At 64.7% G+C, this 17,106-nt stretch carries 16 protein-coding genes; 5 read left to right on the top strand and 11 right to left on the bottom strand.

What is annotated here, in order from left to right:
- Positions 1 to 404: 404 nt before the first annotated feature.
- The 4 genes from ACH49N_RS14160 (at position 405) to ACH49N_RS14145 (ending at position 3,870) form a co-directional block, all read left to right on the top strand.
- Positions 405 to 902: a hotdog fold domain-containing protein gene (locus ACH49N_RS14160; protein ID WP_159925628.1), complete on the top strand. Its 498-nt coding sequence runs from the start codon at positions 405 to 407 to the stop codon at positions 900 to 902.
- Positions 903 to 1,244: 342 nt separating this feature from the next.
- The gene (locus tag ACH49N_RS14155) at positions 1,245 to 2,213 is read left to right on the top strand and encodes an ATP-binding cassette domain-containing protein (protein ID WP_109331608.1); all 969 of its coding nucleotides are present in this window, start codon (positions 1,245 to 1,247) and stop codon (positions 2,211 to 2,213) included.
- The gene (locus tag ACH49N_RS14150; protein WP_109331609.1) at positions 2,210 to 3,025 is read left to right on the top strand and encodes an ABC transporter permease; all 816 of its coding nucleotides are present in this window, start codon (positions 2,210 to 2,212) and stop codon (positions 3,023 to 3,025) included. Before ACH49N_RS14155 ends, ACH49N_RS14150 begins: the two co-directional genes overlap by 4 nt.
- Positions 3,022 to 3,870: an ABC transporter permease gene (locus tag ACH49N_RS14145; protein WP_109331610.1), complete on the top strand. Its 849-nt coding sequence runs from the start codon at positions 3,022 to 3,024 to the stop codon at positions 3,868 to 3,870. The genes ACH49N_RS14150 and ACH49N_RS14145 overlap by 4 nt, the downstream gene beginning before the upstream one ends.
- A 39-nt stretch (positions 3,871 to 3,909) precedes the next feature.
- Here ACH49N_RS14145 and ACH49N_RS14140 read toward each other — a convergent pair whose 3' ends face one another.
- The 10 genes from ACH49N_RS14140 to ACH49N_RS14095 all read right to left on the bottom strand — a co-directional run bounded on the left by ACH49N_RS14140 (position 3,910) and on the right by ACH49N_RS14095 (position 14,556).
- Positions 3,910 to 5,094 carry an MlaD family protein gene (locus ACH49N_RS14140; RefSeq protein WP_358272963.1) on the bottom strand — a complete coding sequence of 395 codons (1,185 nt, stop codon included), beginning with the start codon at positions 5,092 to 5,094 and terminating at the stop codon, positions 3,910 to 3,912.
- Positions 5,094 to 6,125: an MCE family protein gene (locus ACH49N_RS14135; protein WP_358272961.1), complete on the bottom strand. Its 1,032-nt coding sequence runs from the start codon at positions 6,123 to 6,125 to the stop codon at positions 5,094 to 5,096. Before ACH49N_RS14135 ends, ACH49N_RS14140 begins: the two co-directional genes overlap by 1 nt.
- A 14-nt stretch (positions 6,126 to 6,139) precedes the next feature.
- Positions 6,140 to 7,228, bottom strand: a complete 1,089-nt coding sequence (locus ACH49N_RS14130; protein WP_358272960.1) for an MCE family protein — start codon at positions 7,226 to 7,228, stop codon at positions 6,140 to 6,142.
- On the bottom strand, positions 7,225 to 8,265 hold the full coding sequence (locus tag ACH49N_RS14125; RefSeq protein ID WP_358272958.1) for an MCE family protein: 1,041 nt from the start codon (positions 8,263 to 8,265) through the stop codon (positions 7,225 to 7,227). Before ACH49N_RS14125 ends, ACH49N_RS14130 begins: the two co-directional genes overlap by 4 nt.
- Complete coding sequence (locus ACH49N_RS14120) at positions 8,262 to 9,278, bottom strand: MlaD family protein (RefSeq protein WP_358272956.1); 1,017 nt, start codon at positions 9,276 to 9,278, stop codon at positions 8,262 to 8,264. Before ACH49N_RS14120 ends, ACH49N_RS14125 begins: the two co-directional genes overlap by 4 nt.
- The gene (locus ACH49N_RS14115; RefSeq protein ID WP_358272998.1) at positions 9,275 to 10,327 is read right to left on the bottom strand and encodes an MCE family protein; all 1,053 of its coding nucleotides are present in this window, start codon (positions 10,325 to 10,327) and stop codon (positions 9,275 to 9,277) included. The genes ACH49N_RS14120 and ACH49N_RS14115 overlap by 4 nt, the downstream gene beginning before the upstream one ends.
- The gene (locus tag ACH49N_RS14110) at positions 10,327 to 11,187 is read right to left on the bottom strand and encodes an ABC transporter permease (protein ID WP_109335228.1); all 861 of its coding nucleotides are present in this window, start codon (positions 11,185 to 11,187) and stop codon (positions 10,327 to 10,329) included. Before ACH49N_RS14110 ends, ACH49N_RS14115 begins: the two co-directional genes overlap by 1 nt.
- A 2-nt stretch (positions 11,188 to 11,189) precedes the next feature.
- Positions 11,190 to 11,999, bottom strand: coding sequence for an ABC transporter permease (locus ACH49N_RS14105; protein WP_358272955.1), 810 nt, complete (start codon positions 11,997 to 11,999; stop codon positions 11,190 to 11,192).
- A gap of 12 nt (positions 12,000 to 12,011) precedes the next feature.
- On the bottom strand, positions 12,012 to 13,601 hold the full coding sequence (fadD5, locus tag ACH49N_RS14100) for a fatty-acid--CoA ligase FadD5 (protein ID WP_358272953.1): 1,590 nt from the start codon (positions 13,599 to 13,601) through the stop codon (positions 12,012 to 12,014).
- A 163-nt stretch (positions 13,602 to 13,764) separates the two neighbouring features.
- Positions 13,765 to 14,556: an enoyl-CoA hydratase gene (locus tag ACH49N_RS14095; RefSeq protein ID WP_358272952.1), complete on the bottom strand. Its 792-nt coding sequence runs from the start codon at positions 14,554 to 14,556 to the stop codon at positions 13,765 to 13,767.
- 374 nt (positions 14,557 to 14,930) lie between these two features.
- On the opposite strand from ACH49N_RS14095, the gene ACH49N_RS14090 reads away from it, so the two are divergent.
- The gene (locus ACH49N_RS14090; RefSeq protein WP_397504595.1) at positions 14,931 to 16,169 is read left to right on the top strand and encodes a TetR/AcrR family transcriptional regulator; all 1,239 of its coding nucleotides are present in this window, start codon (positions 14,931 to 14,933) and stop codon (positions 16,167 to 16,169) included.
- Here ACH49N_RS14090 and ACH49N_RS14085 read toward each other — a convergent pair.
- The gene (locus ACH49N_RS14085; RefSeq protein WP_358272996.1) at positions 16,119 to 17,090 is read right to left on the bottom strand and encodes an oxygenase MpaB family protein; all 972 of its coding nucleotides are present in this window, start codon (positions 17,088 to 17,090) and stop codon (positions 16,119 to 16,121) included. The two genes, ACH49N_RS14090 and ACH49N_RS14085, sit on opposite strands and share 51 nt — an antisense overlap.
- Between the last annotated feature and the right edge of the window lie 16 nt (positions 17,091 to 17,106).

Below are 17,106 nucleotides of genomic sequence, written 5' to 3'. Positions count from 1 at the left end.
TCTGCACAGTCCTTACCTGGGCCGCAACTGTCCGAACGCTAGGCGACCGGGACGCACCCGATCCGCTGCCGCTGTTCATCTGTCATGGTTCTCCGGTACACGCGGTCGGGCGTGTCGCCCTCCCACTCATTCTCCGACCCGCAACTTTTCAGCTTTCGGGCCGGGAATTCGCACCGGATGCACTCGAAATCGAGTGCACAGTAGGTACTGCTTCCGTCTTGCATGGGCCGCGAACAGCTCTTTCGAACCGCTCGACGACGTTCTTCACCCCACCTGTTTCAGGCCGCAATAGATCGCGTCCCAGACAAGGCAACCCGACCAGTATGCCGTACGAGGCCCGAGACTTCAAACCGACCCGGACCGGTGCCGCAGCCGCAGAACTTACTTTCGAGTAAGGTGTCGGGATGACGACTTCGAGTCCTACCTTCGCCGCCTGGCAGAAGCTTCCGGACAACGCCCTCGGTCACACTCTCTTCTCTCTGGCGATGTGTGTACGCGTTCCCTACTTCGGCTCGGTGCTCCCCCGCGTCGTCGACATGCGGCCCGGACGTTGTGAGGTTCACGCCCCGAAATGGTGGGGCGTGCGCAACCACCTCGGCACCTTTCACGCGATCGCCGCCTGCAACCTCGCCGAGGTCGCCATGGGCATGCTGTCCGAAGCGACCGTGCCGAGCACGCATCGATGGATTCCGAAGTCCATGACGGTCGACTACCTCGCCAAGGCGAACGGATCGCTGCGGGCGATCGCCGAACTACCGGAGCCGCCGGACTTTGCCACCATCACCGAGGGCGCCGAGCTGGTCGTGCCGGTACGCATCGTCGACCGCGCGGGGAACGAGGTGGTCCACGCTGACATCACGACGTGGGTGACACCCCGCAGTGCGGGACCGGAGACTTCCTAGCTCTCGGGCAAGCAGCCACGGTGAGCGCACCGACGCGGAAGCGGAGGTGGACGACGGCACGACGCATGTCGAAGCTCACATTTCGGTCCCGGCCCCTCCGCGGCGGTGAATTACCCTGCGGGAGTACCGCGGACACCGGGCCTGACGTTCGCACACCATGGCCGTCGACGTGGAAGACGCAGAGGTTGCGGCGGTCACGGGAGTGGAACTGGTACAGGTGTGCGGCATTTATCGTGTACCTGTCTGCGCGCGTTACAGAAGTTTCCCCGGCCCCTTCCCCGGGCGTGGACATGGTTCGCGGGTCTGGCTTCATCTCACTTCTCGCGTGCCATACTCGAGGACATGCCTGCACCTGACACCGCCGTACTTGTCGAGGGAATCGAAAAATCCTTCGGTGACGTCGCAGCGTTGCGGGGCGTGAGCTTCGAGGTACCCCGCGGCACGGTTCTGGGCATCCTGGGCCCCAACGGCGCGGGAAAGACCACCACCGTCAACGTCCTGTCCACACTGCTCCGGCCTGATGCCGGACGGGCCTTCGTCGCCGGGCACGACGTCGTCACCGAATCGGCGGACGTGCGGCGGAGCATCATGATGACGGGGCAGTACGCAGCCCTCGACGAGTCGTTGACCGGCCGCGAGAACCTCGTGCTGTTCGGGCGTCTGATGGGTCTGCCCAAGGGCGACGCGAAGGCGCGGGCCCAGGATCTCCTCACTCAGTTCGACCTCCTCGACGCCGGTGACCGAAAGGTATCCGGCTACTCGGGCGGTATGCGTCGACGCGTCGACATCGCGTGCGGTCTGGTGATCCGGCCGGAAGTGGTGTTCCTCGACGAACCGACCACCGGTCTCGACCCCCGCAGCCGTCAGGGTGTGTGGGGTCTCGTGTCTGCGCTGAAAGATCAGGGCATCACCATTCTGCTCACCACGCAGTACCTCGAAGAGGCCGACTTGCTGAGCGACAACATCGTGGTCATCGACAAGGGCACGGTGATTGCCGAAGGCTCGGCGGACGACCTCAAGGCCCGCACCGGCGGCAGCTATTGCGAAGTGGTGCCGGTCCAACTCTCCGATCTGCCGCGCGTGCGCGAGGTTCTTGCAGGCCTGTGCCCTCCCGACCGCGTCATCGAGGAAGGTTCCGACCGCTTGTCGATTCCGGCCGAGCACGGTGCCCAGACTCTCGCCGAGGTGCTTCGTCGCCTCGACATGGCTGGTGTGAAACTTGCCGACATCGCACTCCGACGGCCGTCGCTCGACGACGTGTTCCTCTCGCTCACCGGACATGCACGCGTCGACGAGAGCCTGCCGTCGTGACGGCGCCCCCGCAGGTAGCCTTCGAACGCGCTCTCGCGGGCAAGCACCGCAAGCCCCAGCCGTCCAACGTGCAGCAGTGGGTTGCACTGACCCAGCGAAATCTCCACACCATGTCGGTGACGGGTCAGTTCTTCATCGCGGTGCTGGCGCCGTTGATCTTCACGGTCGGCTTCTACCTACCGCTGCGTCTGGTGATGAAGTTCCAGGGCGTCGACTACGCCCAGTTCGTCATGCCGATCATCGTGCTCCAGGCGATGGCGTTCACGGCCGTGTCCGCCGCGCATCGAGCGGCGACCGAGGCGTCGAACGGTATGAATACCCGATTCCAGACCATGCCCGTGGGAGCAGCCATACCCTTGGCGGCGCGCATGTCGGCGTCACTCGTGCACTCGTCCATTTCGCTCGTCGCTGCCGTGACCTACGGGTATCTCATCGGTTTCAGGTTCGATGGCGGCACGCGGCTGACCCTCGGCTTCTGTGCCCTGGCGATGCTCATCGGGTTCGCACTCACGACCGGTGCCGATGCGCTCGGAACGCTGACGGGGAGCCCGGAAGTCACCAGCCAGGCGCTCACGCTCCCGCAGCTGATTCTGGGGATGTTCTCCTCCGGATTCGTTCCGGTGAGCCAGTTCCCGGAGTGGGCGCAGGGCTTCGTGCGGAACCAGCCGATATCTCAGTTCTCCGAATCGATGCGTGCCATGACCGAGGGGACGATCACCCTGCACCAGATGACGCCGACTCTGCTGTGGTGCGCCGGACTCGTGCTCGCTTTCGTTCCGTTGTCGATCTGGTCGAATGTGAGGCGCGGATGACCACCGAGTATCGAGCCGAGGCGCCAACCCGGGTGACGTTCCCCGCGGTGTCGAAGCCGCATCCCGAGAATTCGGCTTCCGCCCTGGTGGTTCACAGCCTGTTGCAGACGAAACGGCTTCTTGTGCGTTGGGCTCGCGACCCCGGAACGATGATCCAGGCCATCGTCTATCCCGCGCTGATGCTCGTCATGTTCTGGGCCGTGCTGGGCATTTCGATCACCAAGGCCACGGGCGTCAACAGTCTGTACGGCACCGTCCCCATGATCACTCTGGTCGGTGCCATGTTCGGCTCCATCGCGGGGGGACTGTCCCTCAAGAAGGAATGGGCCAACGGCCTGCTCGGCAGGTTCTGGGTTCTCCCCGTCCACAGGGCTTCTCCCCTGGTCAGCCGGCTGCTGGCCGAGTGTGTGCGCATCTCTCTGACGACGGTCCTCATCATCGCCGTCGGAATTGCCCTCGGTTTTCGGTTCGACCAGGGCGTCCTCGCCGGCGTGGGCCTCATGCTTCTGCCACTTCTCTTCGGCGTCAGCTTCGCGACGATGGTGACGGCCCTCGCTGTCAACGCGGGGAAGGCGCCACTCGTCGAACTGCTGTCCCTGCTCTGCACACTTCTGCTGTTCTTCAACTCGGGATTCGTACCCACCGCCGCGTACCCGACCTGGTTGCAGTCGTTCGTCGAGAACCAGCCGATGTCCTGTGCCATCGACGCGATGAAGGGTCTGTCGATGGGCGGTCCGGTGGCGGAACCACTGATCAAGACGATCGCCTGGTCGATCGGTGGACTGATCGTGTTCACCTACCCCGCGGTGCGCGGATACCGAAGGGCCGCAGGGACTCCCCCGTAGCACCCACGTCCGCCTGCGGTCCCGTCGAGTCCCGCGGAATCAGCGAGGGGTCCTGCCTGTGAGGGGTGGCTGAATCACCAACGGGTCGTCTGCGGCCGGCGGACCGTACACACCCCCGCTCCGAGTCGCGTTCTCCTGCCCGAGATCGTCGGGGCGTGGAACATTGACCGCACCACGCTGTTCGAGGTACTCCTGCGACTGGCACGTCCAGTCGAGGGCCGGTTCACGTAATTCCGCCTCGGTGACCAGTCGGCGGGGGGCGTCGTACACGCACATCGGGCCCTGCGTGCCGACGAGGAGCAGATCGGCCAGTCCGCCCTTCTCGATCGAACCGATCTTCGGCAGTGCCGTGGGCATGATCGACAAGCCGTAGTCGAGTGACGGTTGCCGATCCGCCACGATGCGGGTGGGGAGGACCAGATCGGCGAGCATGGTGCCGAGGGAGTCGCGGTTGCCGGCAAGCAGGGAGTCGAGGCTCGCCATCGTTTGGGGCGAGCGCCCCATCAATTCGACGAGGGCCGCATCGTTGGCCTGCAGTTGTTCGAAGACATTTCGTGCGGTGCTCGCCGATCCGGGCAGTGCTGCAGCCAATCCGTCGGCGCTGTCCAGGAGTGGCATTCCCGTGTCGACGATGGTGGTGAGCGCTTCTGTGCGGCTGTCGAGTAGCTGCGCTGCCTCGGCCGAATTGTCGAGCAGGTTCTGCAGGTCCGGTCCGGTTCCCTGGAAGGCGGTGCCGAACGTGTCGGCAATCGTGGAGAGGTCGCGCACGTCGAGTGTGTTCACCAGGTCGGTCGCCTGAACGAGGGTAGCGTCCAGCGACTTCGGAACCCCGTCCGCCGGGATGGCGATGACGTCTCCGTCGACCAGATAGGGCGGCTGGTCGGTGGTGGGCATGATGTCGAGCGACTGAATGCCGACCGGATTCTCGGTGCTGATCTTCGCGACGGACCCGATCGGTATCTCGGTGCCCGGATGCAGTTCGATTCCGAGCACGATGCCCGAACCGGACGGGCTGACGTCGACCGAATCGACTGTGCCCACTCCCACACCGCGGTAGTTCACCGAGGTTCCGCGGGCGAGCCCGGCTGCGTTGTCCAGCTCGGCGCTCAGCCGGAGAGGATCGCCGAACGTGTCCGGTCCGGCGACGTACCGCAACCCGAACAGGATCGCGACCAGCGAGATCACAACGAACATGACGAGCTGCGCCACGACGTGCCGGGTCATCAGCGGACACCTCCGCCGAGGACCTCGGCCAGCGTCCGGGCTTCCGGGACCTCGAGGGGCGCCGAGCCGGTGAGCAGTTTCGCGATGACCGCCGTGACGTCGAAAGTCCCGTTGAAGGTCACGTAGTCGCCGGGTGTGGCGGCGGCGAATCCACCGAGGAACCGTGCGACCGCGTCCAGTGTCGGCGCCAGCTCCGATTCGAATCCTTCGAGGGCGGCCAGTACCGTGCCGGCGTCATCGATTTCGGCCGACAGCTCCGTTCCGGCGCTCCCGAGGACACGTTCGGCTTCCCCGGTGAGTGCGGACGCCTGGTGCATGAGCGCGGTGATCTGTTCACGCTGGGACAGCAGTAGGTCGATCACCGGCGACATTTCGGTCAGCGCGCGATCCAGTATCGGCTGCCCGGCCGCCAATTCGGCGGAAAACGCATGGGACGCCCCTATTGCCCGGTTCAGTTCGTCACGGTGGTCGTCGACGACGACCAGCGTGTCGTTCAACATGTCCGCGAGGTCTCGCACCTTGTCGGAGCGGCCGGCGAAGGCTGCGCTCAATTCCCTCATGATGGTGCTCATCTGATCGATTCCACTGCCGTTGAGCACGGTGGCGAGCGCTGCCAGTCCACTTTCGATGTCTGGGCCGCGCGACGTGCGTACCAATGGAATCGTGTCACCGTCGCCCATCGGCGCCCCGATTCCGTCCTCCAAGTTCAACCGCACGAACGGATTGCCGAGGGCAGTGGGCAACTCGATCCGCGCGGTGACATCTCGAGGCACACGGACGTCGTCACGAATCCGCATCTCGAGCCTGGCCGTGAAGTTTCGGGTGGACACCTCGGATACGCGACCGATCACATCCTGTCCGGTCCGGACTTCGGCACCGGGTACGACCCGGTCGGCACCCGCGAACTCTGCGGTGATGCGATACGACGGCCCGTCGGGCGCGTGACCGACCGACAGGCCTTGAAGGCTGAGCGAGCATCCGGACGTGATCGCGGCGGCCCCGAGGATCACCACAGTCGTCAGTGCGTGCATTCTGCTGAGAATCGTCATCGTCCTCCGACCATGAGTTCACGTAGCCCGAACGGATCGGACATGCTGGGAGGGAATTGAATCGGGTTGGTGATTCCTGGTCCGCGGCAGAGGATCGGATCGACAACCTGACACAGAGGCGACGTCGGCTCGGCCTGCGCAAGATTGGTCGAGATGTTCAATCGGATGCGGGCACGCTGGTCGGGGGTGACCGCACGCTGAATGTTGTCGACGAGCAAGGGCAGCAGATCCATGATCTCGGCGAGGTCGGTGTCGTGCTGTCGAAGAACTCCACTCATTCCGGCGAGGTTGTCGATACTGGCACTCAGGTCGCCGCCGCGAGCGGCAACGAGCTGATCGATGTGGTCCAGCAGAGTCATGAGCTGCACTATCGTGGAGCCGGTCTCGAACTGCTGTCCGGCGAACTCGTCGCCGACGACAGTCAGCGACTGTGCCAGCGAGTCGACCTGAGCCTGCCGCGCCGAGATCGTCGTGACGAGCACCTCCACATTATCGATGAGGGCGCCGATGTCCTCGCTGTTGCCGGCGACGACCGAACTCGCCTGGGACAGCGTGCGGATGGCATCGTTCATCGCCTGGCCCGTACCGTGAGTGGACGCCGCGGTGGCCGAGAGTGCGGCTCCCACGTTGCCGCCTTCCGGACCGAGCACCTCGACCACAGTCTCGACACTGTCCATCAGTTGATCCCAGGTAATCGGCGAGTGACTGCGCTCGAGCGGGATGGTGTCGCCACTGCCCAGTACCGGTCCCCCGGTGTAGGCCGGTCCGAGTTCGACGAAGCGTTCACCGATCGCGGACGACACCAGCACATACGAATGCGCATCCGCAGGAAGGCTGACGTCGGCGGCGACCGACATGGTGACCAGAACGGTCGCACCCCTCGGTTCCACCGCCTCGACGGCGCCCACCGGGACACCCAGCACGGTGACCTTGGTTCCGGGAAAGACCCCGTTCACGTAGGCGAACTCCGAATGCACTGTGGTTGAGGACGAACGGAAGATCACCAGCCAACCGGCCACGGCGATCGCCACGACGAGCCCGACCGTCAGAGCGATCCCCACAGCCCTGCGCGCCGCGGTCTTCACGAACACCCCGTCAGCAGTCCGACGACGCACAGCAGGTTGTCCGCGATGAAGGCGGAGGGTGCGGAGACGTCGGCCCAATCGCCCGTTCCGGTCGAGTTGACCAGGGCGCGTGCGGCCGGTGCACCCTGTGTGAGGAGGGTATCGATATTGCCCAGGTTGGCGTTGAGGCGGTCCGTCACCGCACGTGCGTTCGCAAGCAGGAGGTCGAGATCGTGTGTGTTCTCGCCGAGGAACTGCGACGCCTGAGCTACCAGGGACTCCAGATCGTCGACCATCTGACGTATCGCTTCCCGTCGCGTCGCCAGCGTCTTCATGACGACCTCGGCGTTTCCCAGCAGCGTCGACAACTGGTCCTGTTGACTTACCAGCACATCCGTCACAGTTCGGGAACTGTCGAGCAATTGCGTGATCTGGTCGGCATTCTTGGCCAGGATCGCGGACGCTGCGCTGATCCCTGCCAGCGCATCCCGGTTGAGGGTGGCATCCGTGGGCATCGTGTCCGTGACCGTCGCAACCATCTTCTGCAGTCCCTCGACGTCCAGTTCGCTCGCTGCTTCGATCGCGCCGGACCCGATGTCGTCGAGGGAGTAGGGCACGCTGGTGCGGCTCAGCGGGATCACTCCGTTCGACGGCGTTTCACCCGGCCCGGAAGGCGCGACATCGAGATATCTCTTACCGAGGATGGTCGACAGTTTCACTCCCGCCGAAGTCGTGGAGCCGAGCCGTCGTTCACCGTCGAGCCGGAAATGTACGTGGACCCGATCGCCGGCAAGCTCGACCTCCGTGACCCGGCCGGCAGGAACTCCGGCGACGTAGACGTAGTCCGAGGTGGTCAGGCCTGCCGCGTTGGCGAGTTCCGCCGTGTACGCGTCGGTCCGAACGGTAAAGCTCAGCCGAGGCACGACGAGGACGACTGCCAGAACCAGTGTGGCGGCCGTGATTCCCACGGCTCCCACGGCAAGAGGACTGACCGGTCGCACACGTTTCTTGCCGGACAGGGAGTCCCAAACGTCCCGAACCTTGTCCACGAACGTCATTGGCAATACCTCGAATGCAGGTCTGGACCCAATGCGCCTTCCTGACCGTCGACATTGACGATGAAGGTGCACAGGTAGATGTTGAGCCACGATCCGTACTCGCCGGCGCGGTTGACGGAGGCGAAGAAGCTCGGAGTCGCCGTCATCAGATGGTCGAACTCGGCGTTCGCGCCGAGCATCGCACCCGTAAGCGAATTCATCCGGTCTACCGTTCGGGTGAGTTCGGGAACTCGGCCGTCGAGGATGTCGATCATGGAGGCACTGACGGCAGCCGTGTTGTCGAGGGTGTCGATCAACACGTCGTTGTTCTCGGCGAGCATCCCGGTGAACGCGGTGAGGCTTTCCACCAAGTGCGAGAGTTCTGGTCCCCTGGCGGCCGCGGTGGTGGCGACGACCTCGAGATTGCCGATGAGCTCACCGATGACCTGATCGTGATTCGCCAGATTTCCGGTCACCGCGGTGACCCGTCGCAGCAGGGTGTCGACACTGGTTCTCCGGCCGTCGAATACGGCGACGACCTCGGAGGCGAGTTCGTTGACCAGTGTGGGGTCGATCGCCTCGAACAGGGGCTTGAAACCATTGAACAGACTCGTCAGATCCAGGGCAGGCGAAGTGCGGTCGAGCGGGATCGTCTCCCCCTCCTCGAGCGTGCCTTTCCCGATTTCTCCTGCACTCAGGTCGAGGTACCGGACACCCAGCAAGTCGCCGTACCGGATGGCGACGGTGGTGTCGGCGGGCAACTTCTGATCGCGCTCCACCCGGAAATCGACCAGGGCAGAGGCGGTTCCGGCATCACCGTCCACGATCTGCACCGAATCGACCTTTCCTACTCGCACGCCGGCGATGGTGACGTCGCTGCCAGGCGTGACGCCCTGGGCGTCGGTGAACATCGCCTTGAATCCGACCGTCGGGCCGGGGACGGGGACGCGCAGGGTGTTGACCACGAGAACTGCGGCGAACACCGCGATGACCAGGAAGATCGCCAATTTGAAGGCCGATCTGCGGACGTTCATCGACCACGTCCTTCACCGCAGTTGGGCCCGCTGAGGCCGGGATAACGAGGGCAATCCGCAGCGGTGTACGGCCGCGGATTCGACAGGTCGGCGGCGACCCGCACAGCAAACTTGCCGGTCGCGAAAACCGATGCCCCTGCCTCGCCGAACGGACCGAGCTCGTCGAGTGTTGCCCGCAGCATGTCGGACTTACTCGCCATCGTGCCGAGGGTGGGTGAAAGATTCAGTGCCACAGCGATCAACGAATCGGCGTTCTCCTCCACGACTGCCCCCGAGTTCCTGGAGACGACGAGACTGGCGGCGAGAAACCCGGTGAAACTGTCGGCGTTCTCCACCAGGGTGTGCGACAGGGACGTCGCCGCCTCCATCGTTGCCAGTAGATCCGGGGATGCCGCACCCAGCTGCTCACTGAGACGGGCGATCTGCGGGGCGCGCTGCGCCACCGAATCGACGAGCGGCGCTGTCGCCTGCGCGACCTCGTGGAAGCTGTCGAGAGTGTGACCCAGCTGCTCGCCTCGGCCGCGCAGCGCGTCCGCGATCGCACTGAGGGCCGCCTGCATCTGTTCCGGCTCCACCTCGGACAACAGCTGGTAGACGCGCGAGTACAGGTCGTACATCTGCACCGTTTCGGTAGAGGTGTCGGGTGGGAGGTGCGCTCCCTCGGCGAGCCTCGCTCCGGCTGCGGCGCCGGTGGGTACGAGGTCCACGATCTGGTCGCCGAACAGGGTGCGGGGCACGATCCGAACGCGAACGCTCGCCGGGATGTAGTGGATCTGCTGGGGATCGAGGCTGATCTCCAACCCCGACTTCTCGATGCCGGGATCGACACTGGCCACGGTGCCCACCGCGGCGCCGCGGTACGACACCGTCGAATGCGACTTCACGGCGCCCGCCTCTGCAGGCAGGGTCGCGTGCACCACGGGATCGGTCACGATCGACTCGGTGCCGAAGCCGACGAGGAGAATCGATCCGGTGGCGAGGACGACGACGCCGAGCAGTCCGCGAACGGCGAGGGCGATCGTCCCTGGGCCGCCCGGGCGGCCCCGCATCACGGCAGCCCCAGCGCGGGAGCGGACGGCACGAGACCCCAGAGTGCAAGAGTCAACAGCAGGTCCACGATTCCGATGGCGAGGATGCTGGTGCGCAACGCGCGCCCGGCGGCCCGGCCGACGCCCTCGGGACCTCCGAATGCGTGATACCCGTACGAGCAGTGCACCAGCGCAATGATGGTGGCGAAGACGATCGCCTTGACGAACGAGTACAGGATATCGGTGGGAGTGAGCATGAGATGGAAGTAGTAATCGTAGGTACCAGCGGACTGTCCGGCGAAGGTGACGATCACCAGCCGCGACGCCAGGTAGGACGACAGGAGCCCCACGATGTAGAGCGGCACGACACAGATCAGGCAGGACACGAGCCGGGTGCTCGCCAGAAACGGCAGCGAGCGGATCGCCATCGCGTCGAGCGCGCTGATCTCCTCCGAGATCCGCATCGATCCCAGCTGCGCGGTGAACCCGGTCCCGACCTTGGCCGCGAGCGCTATCGACGCAATCACCGGCGCCAGCTCACGCGTGTTCAGAATCGCGGACAGGAGCCCGGACAACGACCCCATTCCCAGTAGATCGAGCCCGCGCAAACCCTCGATGCCCACCTGAGTGGCCGCAACTGCGGACATGGCGAACACGACTCCGATCGCGCCGCCGCCGGCGAGCACAGTGGCGCCACCGAAGCTGATGTCACCGACCTGGCGCATGATGTGCCGCCAGTACTTCACCACTGCGAGGGGGATTCCGGCGATTGCGCTTCCGTAGAAAGTGAATTCCCGGCCCAGACCCGTCAGCAGATTCAGGGGTTGACGAGCCTTCGACTTCGCCCAGTGCGCCGCGGACCATCTGGCATCAACCACCACCATCAGTAACCACCCACTGGGACGACGAGAACGGAATAAAGCTGACTGAGAACGGTATTCACGATGAACACCAAGATGAAAGCGAGGACCACTGCCTCGTTGACGGCATCGGCAACACCACTGGGACCGCCCTTGGTGTGCAGGCCCTTGAAGCTGGCGATCAGCGCTGAGGTGACGGCGAAGGCGGCGGACTTGACGAGCGCGACGACGAAATCCGAGAGCCGGGTGTACTGGGACAGTGCGGTGAGGAAGCTGCCGGCCGAGGTGTCCTGGACGACGACCTGAAAGAAGAAGCAGGCCGACACACCGATCGCCGTGACCATCGCACACAGCGCGACCCCGACGACGACCGATGCGAGAACCCTCGGGACGACCAGCCTTTCGATCACGTTGAGCCCGATGACTTCCATGGCCTCGACCTCTTCCCGGATCGTGCGCGACCCCAGATCGGCGCAGATTGCGGAACCCCCGACACCGGCCAGCATCAACGCGCATACCAGTGCAGACGCCTGCCCGACGATCACGAAGCCGACGACCGCCCCGGTATATCCCTCGGCACCGAGCTGACCGGCGAGACTGCCGATCGTCACAGCGATCAGAACCCCGATCGGGATCATGAGAAGCAGTGCAGGCGCCGAGGTGACCGACGCGAGCCGCCACGCCTGGTCGAGAAATTCTCGCCATGCCAGCCTGCGCCTGATGAGCACTCGCACTGCGGCAACCACAGTCGCAATCGAGAAACCGATGAGCGCGCCGACCTCATGGGCGAACTGGCTCAACGGCCCCTTCGTGGGTGGCAGTTCGAATGTCATCTCGGCACGGGTTCAGACTACGACGCTGTTCGCGCCGTGCATTTTTCGAAGTTCGCCCTTGACGACCTTGCCGCTGGCATTGCGCGGTAACGCCTCGACGACGACGACGTCTTTCGGATGCTTGTAGCGGGCCAGTTTGTCGTCGAGCCATGCCGTGAGCTCGTCGGCCGAGAGGTCGTCACCGTCGTCGGCGAGCGCCACGATGGCCACGGGCACTTCGGTCCACTTCGGGTCGGGGCGGCCGACGACGGCTGCCTCGCGGATCCTCGGATGTGCGAACAGTACGTTCTCCACCTCGGCGCAGTAGATGTTCTCGCCACCCGAGATGATCATGTCTTTCTTGCGGTCCACGACGTAGACGAAGCCTTCCTCGTCCTGCCGCACGAGGTCACCGGAGTGGAACCAGCCGCCGGCGAAAGCCTCGGCTGTGGCGGTCGGGTTTTGCCAGTACTCCTGCATCATGGTCGGTCCGCGGTAGACGATTTCGCCGACGGTGCCCGGCTCGACGTCGTTCATCTCGTCGTCCACGATGCGGGTGTGGAGCGTCGGGATCGGCTTGCCCACGGAACCGATTTTGCGCATCGCGTCGTCGCCGTCGAGCACGCACGTGATCGGTGACATTTCGGTCTGCCCGAACACCGCGACGATCAGAGCGTGCGGGAAGGTGTCCGCCATGGAACGGAGGACCGTATCCGACGCCGGGGCTGCACCCCAGCTGATGACTCGCAGCGCGAGATCGCGACCCTCGACGGTGGGGTCGGCACACACTGCCTGCCACTGAACCGGTACCAGGAAAACGGAGGTGACCCGTTCCTGTTCCCACACGTCCAGCATCTCGGTGGGATGAAAGGCCTTGAGGGGATGGATCACTGTGGTCCCCCCGAGCATCAGCATGGGGGCGACGGAACCGAGCGCGGCGACGTGGAATACCGGTGACGCAAGGAACCCGATGTCGTCACCCCGGTCGTAGCGCATGGCGCGGATGCAGGTGATGGCCTGCCCGACCATGTTCGAGTGGGACAGCACCGCCCCTTTGGGGGTTCCGGTGGTTCCGGAGGTGTACAGAATGAGCGACGGGGTGTCCTCCGGAAGGTCGACAGGGTTGTACGCAGGCCCGCCTTCGACGAGTAGCGCCTCGTAGCCGAGCACGTCGCCCTCGGTCACCGCGCCCATGTTCACGACCAGGCTCAGCTCCGGAACTTCCTGGCGTACGGCCGCGACCAGCGGCGCGAGCGCCGGCTCGGTGAACACGGCACGTACACCGGAATCGCGTGCGATGAACGCGACCTCAGGGGGTGTGAGCCGAAAGTTGACCGGCACGGCGATGGCGCCGAGCGCATTGATCGCGAGCACCGCTTCGAAGAACTCGGTCCGGTTGAGGGTCAGGAGGAGGACGCGATCACCGAACGCGACTCCACGGCGGGACAGTGCCCCGGCAAGCGCCTCGGAGCGGTCGTGGAGTTGACGCCAGGAGGTGTTCTGCCCGAGGAAGCGAAACGCGGCATGGTCCGGCTTCATCTCGGCATGGGTCGCTACCCAATTGTTCCAGTGGTTGCGGCGGGATTGCAGTGGCTGGGTGAGCAGCTCGCTACGAGATGGCATTGTGTTCGTGGTCCCTTCGCTGTACTCGTCTCTTCCAGCACGCTTCGACGGACCTGCGCGATGGCTGTGACGAGTATTACAGATCATGACTGTGATCGGAACGGTTTTGTTAACCGGAATTCGCATGCTGAACGGATGCGGACGGCTCGAATGATCGGTGGAATCACCCCAGGAAGCGAGCCGCTCGCTTGCCGAGCATCGCGGTCACTCCCTCGACGAAATCCTGCCCCTGCAGCAGTTCGGTCTGCCCGGCCTTTTCCCGCTCGAGGGCACCTTCGAGCGCTGTCAACGTCGATGCCGTGAGCGCCCTCTTGGTCAGTTCGACGGCACGCCGCGGACCATGAGCCAGCTTCGCCGCGACGGCGTCGACGTGAGCCGCCAGTTCACCGGCCGGTAAGACTCCCGTGATCAACCCTTCGCGCTCGGCCTCCGGCGCCCCCAGGCGTTCACCGAGCAACGCCATCCGGGTGGCCCTCGCGCGGCCGATCGACGCAGCGATGAGCGCACTGGAACCGCCGTCGGGCATCAGCCCGATGTTGACGAACGCAAGGAGCAGGTACGCATCCTGGCAGGCGTAGGTGAGGTCGGCTGCCAGCGCGATCGAGGCGCCGACCCCTACTGCGGCGCCGCTCACCTGCGCTATGACAGGCACCGGCAGGTCGACGATGGCTCGTACCACCCTGTTCGCCGCCTCCATCACCACCTCGGGTGACGCCTCCCTACCTCCCGCCGCCGCAGCGGCGGCAAGGTCGGCGCCCGTGCTGAAAGCCTTTCCCGCTCCGGAAATGACGACGACCCGGACGGAGCGGTCGGTGGCCGCGCCGGTGAGGATCGCGCCGAGAGCTGTCATGTGCGCCAGGTCCAGCGCATTCATCCGGTCGGGGCGATCGATGGTGATCCGGAGGATCCCGCCGTCGCTGACGACGCGGAGGCCGTCGACCGCGGGAGCGGTCACGACGCTGCCCCGACGCGCGTACCCGTCGCGTCCGAAAGTTTTCGAGTGATCAATGCTTCGGCTTCGGTGAATTTCGTTCTCAGCATCTCAGTGCACCTCTTCATAGGTGCCGCCCGGCGGCGGCCCGGTTATCGACGACGTAGAGCGCGCGCGGCCCCGAACCGGCTGAACGCGCATGCGAATACTGGTTAACTTATTCGCCAACTCACACCGGTGTCAATGCTGGGCAAGCACTATCAGTATGGGTACACAGCGATTTCGGCATGTTGGCGCGAGCCGGGACCCGGAACTGCACCCGGAGTCGATCGATACGCACGGGAGTGCCGGTTAAGATGACGAACAGATAAACTGGCAGCACAGGCCGACTACCGGAGGTGACCGTGGCCCGGACCAACACGGCGGCCGGCGCCGCCACCGAAAGGCCCATTCGCCGTCGGCCGAAAGACCGCAAGGCGCAGATCGCCACCGTCGCGGCGGAAGCGTTCAGCGAGCGCGGCTACCACGCCGTCGGCGTCGACGACATCGCAGCCACCATCGGAATCTCAGGTCCCGCCCTCTACCGGCACTATCCCAACAAGTACGCCCTGTTCGTTCATGCAGCCACCACGACCGCCGATGCACTGCGCACCGCCGCCGACGATGCACTCGCAGGCCTCGAAGAGGCGGCCGCCGGGGAGCGGCTCGACCGGCTGATCTCCGCGCTGGTCACCAACACGATCGAACACCGCAAACTGGGGGGCCTCTACCGGTGGGAGGGCAGGTACCTCCAGGCCGACGACCGCACGCGCATCCGGAACGTCTTCGTCCACGTAACCCAATGCGTGGCGGCGCCGCTGCGACAGCTGCGGCCGGAACTGTCGGCCGTCGATGCCACGACTCAGGGTGCCGCGACGCTCAGCGTGATGGCCAGTATCAGCGCACACCGCACCGCCCTGGCTACTCGTCGCCTCCACGCGCTTCTGACGAGCGCGTGTGAGTCGATTCTCCGCACAACCCTTCCGCCTGCCGTACCGACCGGTGACGTGCCGGCACGAGTCGAGGGCACGGGCGGGCTGACCATGACGTCCAAGCGCGAGTTGCTGATCAACGAGGCCGTGCACATTTTCGACCGGAACGGCTATCACGACTCGAGTATCGAGGAAATCGGCGCGGCCGCTGGAATCAATGCCTCCAGTGTGTACCGGCACTTCCCCAGCAAGGCAGATCTTTTGGCGGCAGTTTTCTATCGTGCGGCGGATCGGCTCGCAGTGGCGACGTCGGCTGCCCTGTCCGCCGCTACCGACCCTCGGGAGGCGCTGTGCACCCTGGCGGAGTCGTATCTGGAATTGGCTTTCCGCAATCCGGCCGTGCTGTCCGTCTACTTCGCCGAAATCGGGAATCTGCCCGAGAACGAACGACGAAATCTCCGCAACGTGCAGCGTCTCCACGTCGAGGAGTGGGTACATCTCGTCACCGCGGTGCGGTCGGAGCTTTCGGCAGCCGAGGCGCGGTTCCTCGTACATGCCGCGCTCGGCCTGGTACTCGACATCGGCCGGCTCATCCACTTCGATACCGCCGAGGAGTCACGCGCCCGGCTCCACGCTCTGATGGTGGCCGTCCTCCTCGGACAATGACGGACCAAGGGCGCCGCGGTGGTTGTCCTTGTCTGCGCCGAGGTCCCGCGGCCGGTAGCCCACCGGATAACCCGGATAAGTGCGATTGCGCGCGTCCCGGGCGGCCTTCGAGCTGGTGCGCGGCGGCAGGAAGCGTACGAACTTGCCCCGCAATCGGAGCACACGCCGGGCGGTGTGCTGCAACCACACCGGTGCAGCGTCGAAACCGAACGCCGACAGCATCATCGGGTCGAGCAGAGCATTTACTCCCTGCGCCACGAAGGGCCGCAACGGCCTGGGGAACCATGAGCAGAACAAATCTCGCGTGTAGGTTCCGACGCGGTGGTTGTCCTCCGTGTACCGGAAGTGTTTCCGCTCGTAGTCGGCTTTGAACCGGTAGAAGTCCTCGTAGCTCGTGGGAATGTCCTTGATACCCATTCGAACCCCGACGCCGCGGTAGAAGTGGAAACACGCGAGGCGCTCGTGCGGAGTGAGCCGCCGCCACCCGAAGCGGTCGATCCAATCGATCGGCTCGTAGATGAACGTGGTGAGCACGTACAGCATGTCGTCATTGTCGATGTCGTACTTGCCGTGCATGCGGTTGACCACACGCAGGGATTCGATCCCCCGCTCGGAGTCGTACCCGTGTTCGACCAGTTCGGCCATCAGGAGGGCCGTGTCGTCGTAGCGCTTCTGTGGCCGCTTCTCGAATTCACCGGTGCGCTGGAGCAATTCGGAGACAGTCGGGACACAGTAGGTCCGGAACAACGCGAACTCGAGGGACCGCTGGTAGTCCCAGGGAAACTCGAAACCTGCCGTGATGCGGTGAATCTCCTGGTGATCACGCACCGGATCGAGTTGTTCGATTCGGTGTACCCAGCCATACCTGCCGCGGGGAGCGGCGCCTGGGGACCTGTCGGCACTGTCGTTCTTCATCAGCATGGGATTGTCGCCCTTT

The sequence above is a fragment of the Rhodococcus sp. NPDC019647 genome (assembly GCF_044389235.1).
Lineage (GTDB): Bacteria > Actinomycetota > Actinomycetes > Mycobacteriales > Mycobacteriaceae > Rhodococcus_F > Rhodococcus_F oxybenzonivorans.
Note: the sequence above shows the minus strand (reverse complement) of the source record. Positions and strands in the feature narration are given on the sequence as shown.